Here is a 14,442-nt window from a genome sequence, read left to right as displayed (position 1 = left end):
GGGTTATCGTCGTTGCACGCAATCAGGCGCGGGCGGCGTCGGCCGCCCGCCGTCCTGTCAGGGTTTCACCACCAGGCCGACGCCGCGGCCACGGGGATCGGAGGCGGTCTCCAGGGCCTTGCCGTCGACGCGGACGGCCTGGATATCGCCCATGTTCCAGCCCTGGTCCTCCAGGGTGTAGCCCATCGCCTTCAGCTCCTCGGCGACCTTGCCGGCGAGCGGCGCGTAGGCGTCGTAGTAGATCGTGTCCTTGGGCAGCAACTGGTGGTGCACGCGCTGCGCGGCCACGGCCTTCTCCAGCGGCAGGTGGAAGTCGTAGATGTTGTTCAGCACCTGGAAGATCGAGGTGAAGATCCGCGAGCCGCCGGGCGTGCCGACCACCAGGCTGACCTTGCCGTCGCGGGTGACGATGCTCGGGCTCATCGAGGAGAGCATGCGCTTGCCCGGCTCGATGGCGTTGGCGTCGCTGCCGACCACGCCGAAGGCGTTGGCCACGCCCGGTTTGGCGCTGAAGTCGTCCATCTCGTCGTTGAGCAGGAAGCCGGCGCCCTTGACCACCACGCCGCTGCCGAAGTCCCAGTTGAGGGTGTAGGTGTTGCTCACCGCGTTGCCGTCGGCGTCGACGATGGAGAAGTGCGTGGTCTGGTGCGGTTCCAGGCCGGGACGGACCTTCTCGGTCGGCGAGATCGCCGTCGGGTTGACCTCGGCGGCACGCTGCTTCAGGTATGCCGGATCGGTCAGGCGCGCCACCGGGACCTTGGAGAAGTCCGGATCGCCGAGGTAGTCGGCGCGGTCGGCGAACACGCGTTTCTCGATCTCCGCCAGCAGGTGGATGTAGCGCGCGGAATTCAGCTCGACGCCCTTGAAGTCGGCGGCACGGTTTTCCTTGATGCCCAGCAACTGGGCCAGGGCGATCCCGCCGGAGCTTGGCAGCGGCGCGGTATAGAGCGTGTTGCCCTGCCAGTCGACGCGCATCGGTTCGCGCCACCTGACCTTGTAGTCGGCGAGGTCCTGGTGGGTGATCAGTCCCTTGTCCTGCTGCATCTGTGCCACCAGCAGGTCGGCGGTATGGCCTTTGTAGAACTCGTCCGGGCCCTTGTCGGCGATACGCTCCAGGGTCTTCGCCAGGTCCGGCTGGAGGAACGCCTCGCCGGCCTTCATGTGGCCGAAGTAGTCGCCGAAGTTGGTCTTGCCGTTGAACAGCGCGACGGCGTCCTGGCGGTACTGGAACTGCTTGTCGGCGACCTTGAAGCCCTTTTGCGCGTAGCCGATGGCCGGGGTCAGCAGCTCGCTCCAGGGCAGCTTGCCGAAACGCTTGTGGGCTTCCCAGAGGCCCATCACGGTGCCCGGCACGCCGGCGGCCTTGGCGCCGACCAGGCTGAGGTTCTCGATCACCTCGCCCTTGTCGTCCAGGTACATGGTCTTGCTCGCGGCCTTCGGCGCCACCTCGCGGTAGTCGAGGAAGTACGGCTTGCCGTCCATGTACAGGGTCATGAAGCCGCCGCCGCCGATGTTGCCGGCCTCGGGGTAGGTGACCGCCAGGGTGAAGGCGGTGGCCACCGCGGCGTCCACCGCGTTGCCGCCGGCCTTGAGGATCTGCGCGGCGACCTTGGCGCCGTACTCGTCGGGCGCGGCGACGGCGCCGCCGTCGAGCGTGGCGGCGAAGGCCGAGGAGGATGCGGCGGCAATGGCGACGCCGAGGGACAGGGTTCTGAAGAGCACAGGTTGCATGGGCTTTCCCTATTTATTGTTATCGCAGGCGAGGGTAGAGCAGGCCCCCGCCGGGCGGGCCGGCGAGGGCGGGTACATCAGTGCGGGAGGATCTTGGCGAGGAACTGCTGGGCGCGTTCGGAGCGGGCGCTGACGTCGCCGAAGAACTCCTCCTTCTCGCAGTCTTCCACGATCTGCCCGCGGTCCATGAAGATCACCCGGTTGGCGACCTTGCGCGCGAAGCCCATCTCGTGGGTCACGCACATCATGGTCATGCCTTCGTGGGCCAGCTGGACCATCACGTCGAGCACTTCGTTGACCATTTCCGGGTCGAGCGCCGAGGTCGGCTCGTCGAACAGCATCACCACCGGGTCCATCGCCAGCGCGCGGGCGATCGCCACGCGCTGCTGCTGGCCGCCGGAGAGCTGGCCGGGGTGCTTGTGCGCGTGCTCCTTGAGACCGACGCGCTCGAGCAGGGCCAGGCCCTTCTTGGTGGCTTCTTCCTTGCTGCGGCCGAGCACCTTGATCTGCGCGATGGTCAGGTTCTCGGTGATGCTCAGGTGGGGGAACAGCTCGAAATGCTGGAACACCATGCCGACCCGCGAGCGCAGCTTGGGCAGGTTGGTCTTCGGATCGGCGATGGAGGTGCCGTCGACGACGATGTCGCCCTTCTGGAAGGGTTCCAGTGCGTTGACGCACTTGATCAGGGTCGACTTGCCCGAGCCGGACGGCCCGCAGACCACCACCACTTCGCCTTTCGCAACCTCGGTGGAGCAGTCGGTCAGGACCTGGAAGTCGCCATACCACTTGCTGACATTCTTGATGGAAATCATACGGTTAACCTTTTCTGCAGACGTTTGACGGCGAACGAGGCGGTGAAGCTTACGACGAAGTAGACCAGGCCGGCGAAAATCAGGAACTCGTTGGCCTGGCCGATGATGTCGCCGCGCGAACGGGCCGAATTGAGGAAGTCCATCAGGCCGACGGTATAGACCAGCGAGGTGTCCTGGAACAGGATGATGCTCTGTTGCAGCAGCAGCGGGGTCATCTTGCGGAACGCCTGCGGCAGGATCACCAGGCGCATGGTCTGCCCGTAGGTCATGCCCAGTGCCTGGGCGGCGCCCATCTGGCCTTTCGGGATGGCCTGGATGCCGGCGCGGACGATCTCGCAGTAGTAGGCCGCCTCGAACATCATGAAGGCCACCAGGCAGGAGGTGAACGCCCCCACCGGGGTGTCCTCGCCAGTGATCCAGCGCAGGATGAAGGGCACCGCGAAGTAGAACCAGGTGATCACCAGCAGCAGCGGGATCGAGCGGAAGTAGTTGACGTAGAAGCCGGCGATGTTCGACAGCAACTTGCTGTGTGACAGCCGCATCAGCGCCAGCACGGTACCCAGCGCGACGCCGCCGAGGACGCCGAGGACCATCAGCTTGAGGGTCATCAGCATGCCTTCCCAGAGGCTCGGCAGGGCGGGAACGATTCCACTGAAGTCCATCATTTACCTCCTACGGAGATCAGGCCCGGTACGGCGACCTTTCTCTCCACCAGGCGCATGATCAGCATCAGGCTCATGTTCAGCGTGAAGTAGATCAGCGTGGCCAGGGTGAAGGCCTCGAACAGGTTGGCGGAGAACTCGGCGGTCTGCTTGGTCTGCGCCAGCAGCTCCATCAGGCCGATCAGCGACGCCACCGAGGAGTTCTTGAAGATGTTGAGGAACTCCGAGGTCAGCGGCGGGATGATGATCCGGAAGGCCTGCGGCAGCAGCACGTGGCGGTAGATCTGCGGTAGGCGGAAGCCCATCGCGCGGGCCGCCGAGGTCTGCCCGTAGGGCAGCGCCTGGATGCCGGTGCGCACCTGCTCGCAGACCCGCGCGGCGGTGAACAGGCCGAGGCAGACGACCACGCTGAGGTAGGCCGAGGTAGTCGGGTTGAGGTCCTGCTTGAACCAGGTCTGCAGGCCCTCGGGCAGCAGGTCGGGTACCAGGAAGTACCAGATGAACAGCTGCACCAGCAGCGGCACGTTGCGGAAGATTTCCACGTAGGCGGTGGCGATCCCCGATACCAGGCGGTTCGGCACGGTGCGCATGACGCCGAGCAGCGAGCCCAGCGCCAGGGCGATGATCCAGCCGACCAGGGCGATGGCGATGGTCCAGCCCAGACCGGCGATGTACCAGTCGAGGTAGGTTTCGCTGCCGATCCCGGTGGACTTGAAGAACACGCCCCAGTCCCAGTTGTAATTCATGTTGGGGTTTCCCCTCGGTTCAATCGGTTGCAGACACTGGCGGGGAAGGCAGGCGCCGGCGCGGCCGTGCGGGCCGGCGGCGCTGCTCTTCCGGGGGAGACGGCTGGGGAGGGGCAGGCCCCTCCCGCGTCCCCGAGGCCCCGCCGCGAGGCGGGGGCGACGCGCGAAGCGCTGGCGCTCCGGGAGGAACGCCTGGCGCTCGTTACATCTGCTCGGCGGCCTTGTCGGTCGGGCTGGCGATCAGCTTCTTCAGCTCTTCGCTCATGGGGAAGTTGAGGTTCAGGCCCTTCGGCGGGATCGGCTGGGTGAACCACTTGTCGTAGATCTTGTTGACCTCGCCGGAGGCGTAGGTATCGGTGATGGCCTTGTCGACCACTTTCTTGAACGCCGCGTCGCCCTTGCGCACCATGCAGCCGTAGATCTCGAAGGACTGCGGGGTGCCGCCGACGACCCAGTCGTCCGGCTTCTTGGCCTTGGCCATTTCGCCGTAGAGCAGCGCGTCGTCCATCATGAAGGCCACCGCGCGGCCGGACTCGAGCATCATGAAGGACTCGCCGTGGTCCTTGGCGGAGATGATGTTCATGCCCATCTTCTTGTCCGCGTTCATGGCCTTGAGCAGGCGCTCGGAGGTGGTGCCGGCGGTGGTCACCACGTTCTTGCCCTTGAGGTCGTCGAAGTCCTTGATGTTGGCGGTCTTCTTCGACAGCAGGCGGGTGCCGACCTCGAAGATGCCGACGGAGAAGTCGACCTGCTTCTGGCGCTCTTCGTTGTTGGTGGTAGAGCCGCACTCGATGTCCACGGTGCCGTTCTGCACCAGCGGGATGCGGGTCTGCGAGGTGACCAGGTTATAGCGGACCTTCAGGTCGGGGAGGTTGAGTTCCTTCTTCACCGCCTCGACCACTTTCAGTTGCAGGTCGTGGGAGTAGCCGATCGGCTTGCCCGGCTCGGTGCCGAGGTAGGAGAAGGGAATCGAAGCGTCACGGTGACCGAGGGTGATGGTGCCGGTGTCCTTGATCTTCTTCAGCGTGCCGGTGAGCTCGTCAGCGACGACCGGAGCGGACAACAGAGCGGCCACGATGGCGGTGCTCAGCAGACTGGGAGCGATACGCATGAATTTCTTCCTCGACTTGTTTTGATTTTTATTGAGCCGCGAGCGCCTGGCCTCTCCGGGACAGGGTGTTTCGCGGTTTTCCCCGGCGGGGGAAGCCACGAGAGTATCGTGCTTGCCGAACAGTGTAGTGGCAGGATGCATGCCAGCTTATGAAATCCGGCTTTTTTTAGCCTAAATATTTGAAAGTAAAAGAAATTAAATTTGGATGAAAATGCCCCGAAATGGCCTTTCGTCCGCTCTTCCGAATATTTTCGGGGCATGGCGTTCGGTTTTCCGAACGTTTCGCCGAGGTCCGTTCTTGAGCCATTCCGGGTTTTTCTGACGGTTCGTTCAGAAATTGTTCAGGCTTCGTTCAGGCCCGATTCAGGCCGGGTTCAGCAGAATTCACGCTGCGAGGCGCAAGCCGTCACGTCTTGCCTTTCTTACCTGGCGACGGCCGCCTGGAGTCCCCATGCGCTATCTCATCCTGAGCCTGCTGGCCGTGCTCGCCGCACCTGCCTGGGCTGCCGACGACGGCGACTTCTGGTACCTGCAGACCAGCGTCTACACCCGGCATTTCAACCCGGATCCGGAACACAACAATCACCAGGACCTGCTCGGCCTCGAATACAACCGCGCCGATGGCGTGCTGGCCGGCGGCGCGACCTTCCGCAACTCGTTCAGCCAGCGCTCCAACTACGCCTACCTGGGCAAGCGCTTCGACAGTGACAGCTACCCGGTCTACCTGAAGCTCACCGGCGGCCTGTTGCAGGGCTATCGCGGCGAATACCGCGACAAGATCCCGCTGAACCGCTTCGGCGTCGCGCCGGCGATCATCCCCTCGGTGGGCGTTCGCTTCGGCCCGCTGGGCAGCGAGCTGGTGCTGCTCGGCAATTCGGCGGCGATGATCAACCTCGGCCTGCGTCTCTGAGGCCCAGGGCGGGCACGGAACGCTGGCTGGTCTAGGCTGTCGTCTGTTCCCCGAGCCGCGTTCCTGAGCGGTTCGTCACTCGACAGGAGACTCCCATGCAGATCGATCTGAGCGACAAACTGGCAATCGTCAGCGGTTCCACCGCCGGCATCGGCTTCGCCATCGCCAGCGGCCTCGCCGCCGCCGGCGCCACCGTGGTGGTCAACGGACGCAGCCAGGCGGCGGTGGACCGTGCGATCGCGGCGATCCGGAACGGCCAGCCGGATGCCAGGGTACGCGGCGTCGCCGGCGACCTGGGCACGGCGGAAGGCTGCGCGGCTTTCGTTGCGGCCGAGCCGAAGGCGGACATCCTGGTCAACAACCTGGGCATCTTCGAGCTGAAGGACTTCTTCGACATCGAGGACGCCGAGTGGAGCCGCTTCTTCGAGGTCAACGTGATGTCCGGGGTGCGCCTGGCCCGCGCCTACGTCCCGGGAATGGTCGAGCGCGGTTGGGGGCGAGTGGTGTTCCTGTCTTCGGAATCGGCGTTGAACATCCCGGCGGACATGATCCACTACGGCTTCAGCAAGACCGCCAACCTCTCGGTGTCGCGCGGCCTGGCCAAGCGCCTGGCCGGCACCGGGGTGACGGTGAATGCGGTGCTGCCCGGACCGACCCTCACCGAAGGCGTCGCCGAGATGCTCCGCGAGGATGCGCAGAAGGCCGGGCAGAGCATAGAAGAGGCCGGCACCGCCTTTGTCCGGCAGCACCGTTCCAGTTCGATCATCCAGCGCCTGGCGACGCCCGAGGAAGTCGCCAACCTGGTGGTCTACACCTGCTCGACCCAGGCCTCGGCGACCACCGGAGCGGCCCTGCGGGTCGACGGCGGGGTGCTCGACAGCCTGGCCTGACGAGCGCGCAACGCCAGCGTAAAAATGCTCCTCGGCACTCGCGGCGCGGTACCCGGCGGCCCTGGCCGGTTGCTGCGCCGGCGCCTGGCGGCGGCGCTCGTAAAGCTTGCGTAACGAGGCGCGACAGGAGGCGCCGGCAGGTCTAGAACGGCAGGTACCGTCATTCAGAGGATACCGCCACTCATGTCAGCAGCCTCGTTAGCCACCCTCGACGGGTCGCTCCGCATGACCCCCGTCGAGCAACCCCGACCGCCGGCTCTCGCCGACCTCGGCAGCCGCCTGATGATCGTCGTCGAGCGACGCGAGGACTGGGCCTCCTACCTGCCCAGCGAGGAAGTACTCACCGCCCAGGAATACCTCGAGCAATCGGCGCGCGACCACGGCGGCCGCCGCGTGCAGGTGATCAACCTGTGCCGCGGCTACAAGTACCTCGGCCTCGGCTACTACTGTTCGCTGCTGGCCGAGGCCCGTGGCCACCGGGTGATCCCGTCGCTGCGCTGCATCAGCGAACTGGCTCGCAAGTCGGTGTACGGGCTGGCCCTGGGTGGCCTCGACAAGGCCCTGGACAAGGCGCTGTGCCGTACGCCCTATGGCGCCACCGACGGCTTCACCCTGACCCTGTATTTCGGCCATACTGAGTTCGAGCCGCTGGCCGACCTCGCGCGCCAGTTGTTCGAAGCCTTTCCCTGTCCGATCCTGCTGGTGGAGTTCCGTCGCCAGCAGGGCTGGCATATCGAGGGCGTGCGCCCTGGCGTGCTGAACCGCTTGCGCAGCGACCAGGAGGATGTCTTCGCCGATGCCCTCGACGGTTTCAGCCGGCGCGCCTGGCGCATGCCGCGTTCGCGGCGGGTGGCACGCTACGACATGGCGATCCTGCACGATCCCGACGAAGCGCTGCCGCCGTCCAACCCGCAGGCGCTGGCCAACTTCGTACGGGTCGGCGCCAGCCTCGGCATCGACGTCGAACTGATCGGACGCAAGGACTACGCGCGCCTGGCCGAGTTCGACGCCCTGCTGATCCGCGAGACCACCCGGGTCGACCACCATACCTATCGCTTCGCCGAGAAGGCCGAGCGCGAAGGCCTGGTGGTGATGGACGACCCGGCATCGATCCTGCGCTGCACCAACAAGGTCTACCTGGCCGACCTGCTTGGTTGCCGGCAACTGGGCATGCCGCTCACCGAGATCCTCTACAAGGAACGCCCGCAGGACTGGCAGCGGGTGGCCCGGCGCCTGGGCTTCCCGCTGGTGCTGAAGATTCCCGATGGCTGCTTCTCCCGTGGCGTGGTCAAGGTCAACGACGACAGCGAACTGCTGGCGGCGGCGAGCGAGCTGTTCGAGCGCTCGGTCCTGTTGCTGGCCCAGGAGTTCTTCTACACCGAGTACGACTGGCGCATCGGCGTGCTCGACCGCCAACCGCTGTACGCCTGCCAGTACTTCATGTCGCGCGGCCACTGGCAGATCTACAACCACAAGGCCGACGGCCAGGACGTCAACGGCGAGTGCCACGCCGTGCCGCTGGAGCAGGTGCCGCCGGCGGTGCTGGAGCTGGCCCTGGAGGCCGCCGGGCGGATCGGCGACGGCCTCTACGGGGTGGACCTGAAGCAGGCCGGCGACAAGGTGCTGGTCATCGAGGTCAACGACAACCCGAATATCGATGCCGGCATCGAGGACGGCCAGCTCGGCGACGAACTCTACCGGCGCATCCTCCAGGCCTTCGTCCAGCGCCTGGAACTCAAGCACCGTGGCCAGTTGAGCAAGGCGCTGCGCTGAGCGGCGCGCTTCAGTCCGGCCGGCGCGTGGCCAGGCGCAGGCCGGAGCCGCGGGCGAGGGCGGCCGGCCTGACGCAACGGACCCGGTAGCGGCCGCGCTCATCGATCTCGATGCCCTGCAACTCGGGAGCGAAACCGGGAAAGTGCTCGCCGAAGGCCTGCAAGGCCAGCAGGTAGTCGATCAGCGCCGGCGATTCCTCGGCCACCCGTTCGCCGGGCAACAGCAGCGGCGCGGCCGCCGGATGGACGCCGACCAGGCTGGCGACCACACGGCCGCCGAGCCTGTCGATCGCCACCGCTTCGGTTTCGTCCCTGACCAGGTGCCCATAGACCGTGGCCGGCGCCAGCGCGGCGTGGCCGGCAGCCCTGGCGGCGGCGTCGGCGAGGGCGGTCAGGTGCAGCCGCAGGCTGGCTTCGTGGATCATCGCGCAGAGTTCGCGCAGGCCGATGTAGCGGTACAGCGGCGAGCTGTCGAGCAACTCCGGCAACACCTGCTTCAGCGGCGCATCGTCGTCGTGCCGGCGTTTGAATTCGCACAGCCTGTCCACCAGCGGCTGCGCGTGTTCCGCCCTGGCGCCCTGGGGAAACAGCAGCAGGAAGCGATAGTCGCCGGTGCGCAACGGGGCGATGCCGTGCCGGCGCAGGTAGCGGCAGACCACCGCGGCGGGTACTCCGAAGCTGGCCGGGCGACCGCGCGAATCGAGGCCGGGGGCGCTCAGGGCGACGCGCAGCGGGTCCAGCCGAGGACTGCTGTCGAGTGTCTCGGCGAGCCCGTGCCAGCGCTTCGCCGGCGTCTCCCGGCCGGCCTCGATGCCAGGCCCCGGGTTGCCCCGCAGTATCTCGAAGAACCACGTATCGCCATCCTCCCTGGCGAGCCGCGCGGCGGCTTCCCAGAGCGCCCGGCGAAAGGCCTCGGCGATGTCGCCGGCGTGCGCCGCCGGGGCTCCTGCGGACGTCTTGCGGTAGGCCGTGGAGAGGTCGTTCAGCGGCGTCGCCAGGTGCTCCGCGGTGCTCTCCGAGCCGATCCGCCACTGCTTGGCCGGCGCCAGGTCGAGGCGTGCGCGGCCGTTGTAGCGGGCGCTCACCGGCGTGCGCGGGACTGGCGGGGCATAGTCGCGCAGCCGCCTGGGGCCCGCCGGGGCGCGCCATTCGCGCAGGTCGCTGTCGATGCGCTCGGCGATGAAGCGTGCGGGGCCGGCGGCCAGGTTGAAGCATCCCAGGACCTCGTCCGGTAGCTGGCTGGACAACTGCTCGATGCGCAGTTGACGAAACAACAGGAACAGCGGGATGGACGGCGCGACCTGGCGGAGTTCATCGAGCGCCGCCAATTGTGCGGCTTCGTTCTCGCCTGTCGGCTCCGCGACGAGCAGGAGGATGCCGGCGGGGTGCGCGGCGTTGCCGAGAAAATCCAGGGCGACCTTGCGGCTTGGCGCCTGGAAGAGTCGATAGCCGCGTATTTCCAGTTGTCGACAAAGCTCGGAAAGACGATTCGCATCATTGGCCGCGTTTATGTTGGAAGTGACGAGTATTGAATGACGCGAAGGATTGTTTCGAGACATGCTGTTGTCCTTGTCCATTCGAACCGCTCGGTTTCGCCGGCAAAAGCGTCGCCCGGCACGCCGAAGGCTCTCGCGAGGCGCGACTAGTGATTGATGATGTACTTGGCGCTGGCGAAGGTCGGCGGGATATAGAAGTTCCACTTCTTTTGCCGGGCGAGTGCCTTGAAGGCGCCGATGCAACTGCAACCGACCTTCTGGAAGATGTTGCTCTTGTGGAACTTGACGGTACTCAGGGAGCGGCTGATCTGTTCGGCTATTTCTTTTTCCGAGAGGCCGGAAAGCAGCAGGTAGATCACGTCCCATTCGCGCGAGGTGAACAACTCCGAGGGGGGCGTGAAGGTGAAGGTACCGATGCCGTCGGTGGCGATGAAGCCGCGCGGGGCGACCGAGGTCAGGGTCTTGGCATGGGCGATCACCCCGGTGCGGTTGCCGCGCCGGTCATACAGCGGCATGCGTTCGAAATACAGGCAGCAGGGCGCCGGATGATCGTCCGGCCTGAGCAGCGCCAGGGCCTCGATGCGCTTGCCGGTCTGGATGACCAGCTTGTCGTGCTCTTCGATGCTGGCACTGAAGGGGGATAGCAGGGAGTTCTTCTGGCCGAACCGCGGGGTGATCAGTTCGGTATAGCGACGATTGACATAGACGAAGTTGAGACAGTTGTCTTTCACACTCCAGGCCTCTTCGCTCTGCTCCCAGGAAATGATCAGTTCGATGGGAATGTGCACCGACATGTGGTGAGTCATGTCCAGCAGCTTTTCGATATCCAATAGCGTCATTGGCTACTCCACTCATTTACATGTGGGCGGGTCTTTGAATGGAAGAAAGATGGCGAGGCGAGTGCGTGCCGGGATGTTCGTTGGGTCCTGCGGAAGTTTCTCTGGCAAGTGCTATCTTCTTTTCGGTGGCGTTCGACTCCTGCGTCTGCGAAGTGTTACCGGAGCAACTACGCCGGGGCGCAATTCGATTTCAGGTTATATCCGCGACCTCATGCCCAGGCTGTACTTTTGATCGAGTTTTTTTGCGCTGTTCTAATAGGGGGCGGGCGCGTTGTTCGAAAAGTCGATTGACAGCTGACGGAGGTGGCCAGGGTCCTATCGAACAATTCCAGGAATTCCCTTTTTCCAATGCGCGATGCCGCTGGTCCGTACTTCGCTCGCCGGGGCCGTTGCGCGGCTATGGTGGAAGTCCCGAGGCCTATCGAGGCTTTGTCATGTCGCGTGTGCTTTTCCTGCTCCTGGCCATGGTGCTCGCCGGCCTGGGCCAACCGACCCTCGCCGCGCCCCTGCCGGACGAGCTGCCGGCAGCCTTGCCCGCCGCGCCGCCGGTCGCGCCGTTGCCCATGGGCAGCGCGCCACAGCCGCAACCGGAGGCCGCCGAGCCGGACCTGCCGGGCAGCGACGCGGCCAGCGCCGACGGGGAGGCGACGACCAAGGACGGCTTGAAGATCGGCAACGGCAGTCTCCGCCTGCGCCAGGACGATCCCGCGCCGACCCGGGAAAGCCCGCTGCGCGATCCCCGCCTGAATCCCTACGCACCGCGCCAGCCCTGACCGACGGCCCGCGCCCGGTGGCCGGGCGGGTCTAGGCTTGTGCTGCGGTCGGCGGCGTTCCACGGCGAGCGCCGACCGTTCGTCCGCGCCGCGGGCTTTTTTCCCCGCCGCTGTCGAAAGGCGCCCTCGCCGGGCGACTACCGAACGAACGGATCGTCGATCCGCACCAGGAGCCCACCGCCATGAAATACCTCTGCCTGATCTATTTCGACGAAGCGAAGCTGGCCGCCGTGCCGGCCGAGGAGCTTGCCGCCATCGTCGACGAGTGCATGACCTACTCCGACCAGTTGGGCAAGGCCGGCCACTACATCGCCTCGCACGCCCTGCAGTCGGTGCAGACCGCCACCACCCTGCGCCACCAGGGCGGGCGGCTGGCGATGACCGATGGGCCGTTCGCCGAGACCAAGGAGCAACTCGGCGGTTTCTACCTGATCGAGGCGCGCGACCTCAACCAGGCCCTGCAGATCGCCGCGAAGATTCCGCCGGGACGGCTCGGCTGCGTCGAAGTGCGACCGGTCAAGGAATGGGAGTGAGGGCGCCCGGCGCCGGAGGTGAAGCATGTGCCCCCTGTGCATCGCATCCCTGTCCCTGCTGTGCGCCGGCGGCGCTTCGCTGGCCGGCTTCGCCCTGGCGACCGGGCGCCGGCGCCGCTGGCGGAACGACCCCGGGCAGGCTGGAAAACCGAGAATTTCCGTGGAGAATCGGCAATGAATCCTTCTTTGCAGGACCACCCGGTGAGCAACCGGGAACAATGGCTGGACGCCCGTCGCCGTCTGCTGGCGCGGGAAAAGCAACTCACCCGCCTGCGCGACCAGGTCGCCGCCGAACGACGCGAACTGCCCTGGGTCAGGGTGGACAAGGACTACCGCTTCCAGGGCGAGCGCGGCGAGCGTTCGCTGGCCGAGTTGTTCGGCGGCAATAGCCAGCTAATCGTCTACCACTTCATGTTCGCGCCGGGCTGGAGCGAAGGCTGCGTCGGCTGTTCGTTCCTCGCCGACCACATCGACGGCGCCAACCGGCACCTGGCGCACCACGACGTCAGCCTGGTGGCGGTATCGCGCGCGCCTCTGGAGGAGTTCCAGGCGTTCCGCCGGCGCATGGGCTGGCGTTTCGACTGGTACTCCTCGTACGGCAGCGATTTCAACCGTGACTTCGGGGTGTCCTTCGACAAGGCGCAACTGGCCGCCGGCAGCGTCGACTACAACTACCAGCCGACCCCCGACGCCGGCGAAGAAATGCCGGGTGCCAGCGTGTTCCTGCGCAATCCGGCGGGCGAGGTGTTCCACACCTATTCGGCCTATGCGCGCGGCCTCGACATCCTGCTCACCACCTACAACTTCCTCGACCTGACGCCCAAGGGGCGCAACGAGGACGCGATCATGGACTGGCTGCGTCACCACGACCGCTACGACGAGGCGCCGAAAAGCGCCTGCTGCCACGCGCAGGCCAGCCATTGAGGGAGCACGGCGAGCCGTTGCGCAGCCGCATCGAGGCGCTGTACCGCGAGGAGTCGCGGCGCGTGCTGGCGACCCTGATCCGCCTGCTCGGCGATTTCGAGCTGGCCGAGGAAGCCTTGCACGACGCCTTCATCGCCGCCGTCGAGCAGTGGCCGCGCGACGGTATCCCGCGCAACCCGCGCGCCTGGCTGGTTTCCGCTGGGCGCTTCAAGGCCATCGACAACCTGCGCCGGCGAGCGCGTTTCGACGCCTCGCAGCGACTGCTCGCCGAGCAACTGGAAGAGCAGGCCGAGGCGCCGGCGGAGGAGGGCGATGCGGTGGAAGACGACCGGCTACGCCTGATCTTCACCTGCTGCCACCCGGCGCTGACCCCCGAGGCACAGGTGGCGCTGACCCTGCGCGAGGTCTGCGACCTGCGCACCGAGGAGATCGCCCGCGCCTTCCTCGCCGCGCCCAGCGCCATCGCCCAACGCATCGTGCGGGCCAAGAACAAGATCCGCGAGGCCCGGATTCCCTACCAGGTACCGACCCTGGAGGAACTCCCCGAGCGGCTGGGCAACGTCCTGCAAGTGATCTACCTGGTGTTCAACGAGGGCTACTCGGCCTCCACCGGCGCCAGCCTGACCCGCGCCGATCTCAGCGGCGAGGCGATCCGCGTCGGCCGCCTGCTGGTCGAGCTGCTGCCCGACCCCGAGGCCCTCGGCCTGCTCGCCCTGATGTTGCTGCACGACTCGCGGCGCCAGGCGCGGATCTCGGCCAGCGGCGAACTGGTGCGGCTCGACGAGCAGGACCGCGCTCTGTGGGATCGTGGACTGATCGTCGAGGGGCTCGGCCTGGTCGAGCGGGCCCTGGCCAGCCGCCGCGTCGGGCCCTACACCCTGCAGGCGGCGATCGTTGCGGTGCATGCCCAGGCGCCGCGCGCCGAGGACACCGACTGGGCACGGATCGTCGCCCTCTACGACGCGCTGCTGTACCTGGCGCCATCGCCGGTGATCGAACTCAACCGCGCCGTGGCCTTGGCCATGCGCGATGGCGTCGAGGTCGGGCTGGCCGTGGTCGATGCGTTGCTGGCGCGAGGTGAACTGGCCGATTACCACCTGGCGCACTCGGCGCGTGCCGACTTCTGCCGCCGTCTCGGTCGCCGCCGCGAGGCCCGCGAGGCCTACCGCGCGGCGCTGGCCCTGGCGCGCCAGGAGCCGGAGCGGCGCTTCATCGAGCAGCGCCTGCGCGAACTCGATTGAAG

The 14,442-nt window shown here is 66.4% G+C and carries 14 protein-coding genes; 7 read left to right on the top strand and 7 right to left on the bottom strand.

Annotated features, from left to right (window positions below; translation table 11 throughout):
- Positions 1 to 57: 57 nt before the first annotated feature.
- From ggt to VQ067_RS19235, 5 genes are all read right to left on the bottom strand, one after another.
- Positions 58 to 1,731 carry a gamma-glutamyltransferase gene (ggt, locus tag VQ067_RS19255; protein ID WP_033990188.1) on the bottom strand — a complete coding sequence of 558 codons (1,674 nt, stop codon included), beginning with the start codon at positions 1,729 to 1,731 and terminating at the stop codon, positions 58 to 60.
- Between the two features lie 77 nt (positions 1,732 to 1,808).
- A complete protein-coding gene (locus VQ067_RS19250) occupies positions 1,809 to 2,543 on the bottom strand; it encodes an amino acid ABC transporter ATP-binding protein (protein ID WP_003082761.1) in 735 nt (244 codons plus the stop codon).
- Positions 2,540 to 3,208, bottom strand: coding sequence for an amino acid ABC transporter permease (locus VQ067_RS19245; RefSeq protein WP_003082765.1), 669 nt, complete (start codon positions 3,206 to 3,208; stop codon positions 2,540 to 2,542). The genes VQ067_RS19250 and VQ067_RS19245 overlap by 4 nt, the downstream gene beginning before the upstream one ends.
- Entirely contained in the window at positions 3,205 to 3,951 is a 747-nt protein-coding gene (locus tag VQ067_RS19240; RefSeq protein WP_003082767.1) for an amino acid ABC transporter permease, read from the bottom strand. Before VQ067_RS19240 ends, VQ067_RS19245 begins: the two co-directional genes overlap by 4 nt.
- Positions 3,952 to 4,153: 202 nt before the next feature.
- Complete coding sequence (locus VQ067_RS19235) at positions 4,154 to 5,062, bottom strand: glutamate/aspartate ABC transporter substrate-binding protein (RefSeq protein ID WP_003140367.1); 909 nt, start codon at positions 5,060 to 5,062, stop codon at positions 4,154 to 4,156.
- 451 nt (positions 5,063 to 5,513) lie between these two features.
- On the opposite strand from VQ067_RS19235, the gene pagP reads away from it, so the two are divergent.
- From pagP to VQ067_RS19220, 3 genes are all read left to right on the top strand, one after another.
- A complete protein-coding gene (gene pagP / locus VQ067_RS19230) occupies positions 5,514 to 5,972 on the top strand; it encodes a palmitoyltransferase PagP (protein ID WP_003082771.1) in 459 nt (152 codons plus the stop codon).
- A gap of 95 nt (positions 5,973 to 6,067) precedes the next feature.
- Entirely contained in the window at positions 6,068 to 6,862 is a 795-nt protein-coding gene (locus VQ067_RS19225) for an SDR family NAD(P)-dependent oxidoreductase (protein WP_003082773.1), read from the top strand.
- 183 nt (positions 6,863 to 7,045) lie between these two features.
- Positions 7,046 to 8,635: a RimK family protein gene (locus VQ067_RS19220; protein WP_074241272.1), complete on the top strand. Its 1,590-nt coding sequence runs from the start codon at positions 7,046 to 7,048 to the stop codon at positions 8,633 to 8,635.
- 10 nt (positions 8,636 to 8,645) lie between these two features.
- Here the strand turns inward: VQ067_RS19220 and VQ067_RS19215 are convergent, their stop codons facing one another.
- Complete coding sequence (locus VQ067_RS19215; protein ID WP_033990187.1) at positions 8,646 to 10,211, bottom strand: Orn/Lys/Arg family decarboxylase; 1,566 nt, start codon at positions 10,209 to 10,211, stop codon at positions 8,646 to 8,648.
- A 65-nt stretch (positions 10,212 to 10,276) separates the two neighbouring features.
- Positions 10,277 to 10,969, bottom strand: a complete 693-nt coding sequence (locus VQ067_RS19210) for a helix-turn-helix transcriptional regulator (protein WP_003082787.1) — start codon at positions 10,967 to 10,969, stop codon at positions 10,277 to 10,279.
- Positions 10,970 to 11,403: 434 nt separating this feature from the next.
- On the opposite strand from VQ067_RS19210, the gene VQ067_RS19205 reads away from it, so the two are divergent.
- From VQ067_RS19205 to VQ067_RS19190, 4 genes are all read left to right on the top strand, one after another.
- Complete coding sequence (locus VQ067_RS19205; protein WP_033937651.1) at positions 11,404 to 11,742, top strand: hypothetical protein; 339 nt, start codon at positions 11,404 to 11,406, stop codon at positions 11,740 to 11,742.
- A 182-nt stretch (positions 11,743 to 11,924) separates the two neighbouring features.
- Positions 11,925 to 12,275 (top strand): YciI family protein, encoded by a 351-nt coding sequence (locus VQ067_RS19200; RefSeq protein ID WP_003082795.1) that lies wholly within the window; start codon positions 11,925 to 11,927, stop codon positions 12,273 to 12,275.
- A gap of 174 nt (positions 12,276 to 12,449) precedes the next feature.
- Positions 12,450 to 13,199, top strand: coding sequence for a DUF899 domain-containing protein (locus tag VQ067_RS19195; protein ID WP_003107663.1), 750 nt, complete (start codon positions 12,450 to 12,452; stop codon positions 13,197 to 13,199).
- 17 nt (positions 13,200 to 13,216) lie between these two features.
- Positions 13,217 to 14,440, top strand: coding sequence for an RNA polymerase sigma factor (locus VQ067_RS19190; protein ID WP_029528628.1), 1,224 nt, complete (start codon positions 13,217 to 13,219; stop codon positions 14,438 to 14,440).
- Positions 14,441 to 14,442 lie beyond the last annotated feature (2 nt).

Source organism: Pseudomonas sp. KBN12P06040 (assembly GCF_037574965.1).
GTDB classification, from domain to species: Bacteria; Pseudomonadota; Gammaproteobacteria; order Pseudomonadales; family Pseudomonadaceae; genus Pseudomonas; species Pseudomonas aeruginosa.
The sequence above is the reverse complement of the archived record's forward strand: the minus strand, read 5'-3'. Positions and strand labels throughout refer to the sequence as shown.

Coding starts and splice junctions, on each gene's coding strand:
- ggt (WP_033990188.1), bottom strand. CDS start 1,731: ATGCAACCTGTGCTCTTCAGAACCCTGTCCCTCGGCGTCGCCATTGCC.
- VQ067_RS19250 (WP_003082761.1), bottom strand. CDS start 2,543: ATGATTTCCATCAAGAATGTCAGCAAGTGGTATGGCGACTTCCAGGTC.
- VQ067_RS19245 (WP_003082765.1), bottom strand. CDS start 3,208: ATGATGGACTTCAGTGGAATCGTTCCCGCCCTGCCGAGCCTCTGGGAA.
- VQ067_RS19240 (WP_003082767.1), bottom strand. CDS start 3,951: ATGAATTACAACTGGGACTGGGGCGTGTTCTTCAAGTCCACCGGGATC.
- VQ067_RS19235 (WP_003140367.1), bottom strand. CDS start 5,062: ATGCGTATCGCTCCCAGTCTGCTGAGCACCGCCATCGTGGCCGCTCTG.
- pagP (WP_003082771.1), top strand. CDS start 5,514: ATGCGCTATCTCATCCTGAGCCTGCTGGCCGTGCTCGCCGCACCTGCC.
- VQ067_RS19225 (WP_003082773.1), top strand. CDS start 6,068: ATGCAGATCGATCTGAGCGACAAACTGGCAATCGTCAGCGGTTCCACC.
- VQ067_RS19220 (WP_074241272.1), top strand. CDS start 7,046: ATGTCAGCAGCCTCGTTAGCCACCCTCGACGGGTCGCTCCGCATGACC.
- VQ067_RS19215 (WP_033990187.1), bottom strand. CDS start 10,211: ATGGACAAGGACAACAGCATGTCTCGAAACAATCCTTCGCGTCATTCA.
- VQ067_RS19210 (WP_003082787.1), bottom strand. CDS start 10,969: ATGACGCTATTGGATATCGAAAAGCTGCTGGACATGACTCACCACATG.
- VQ067_RS19205 (WP_033937651.1), top strand. CDS start 11,404: ATGTCGCGTGTGCTTTTCCTGCTCCTGGCCATGGTGCTCGCCGGCCTG.
- VQ067_RS19200 (WP_003082795.1), top strand. CDS start 11,925: ATGAAATACCTCTGCCTGATCTATTTCGACGAAGCGAAGCTGGCCGCC.
- VQ067_RS19195 (WP_003107663.1), top strand. CDS start 12,450: ATGAATCCTTCTTTGCAGGACCACCCGGTGAGCAACCGGGAACAATGG.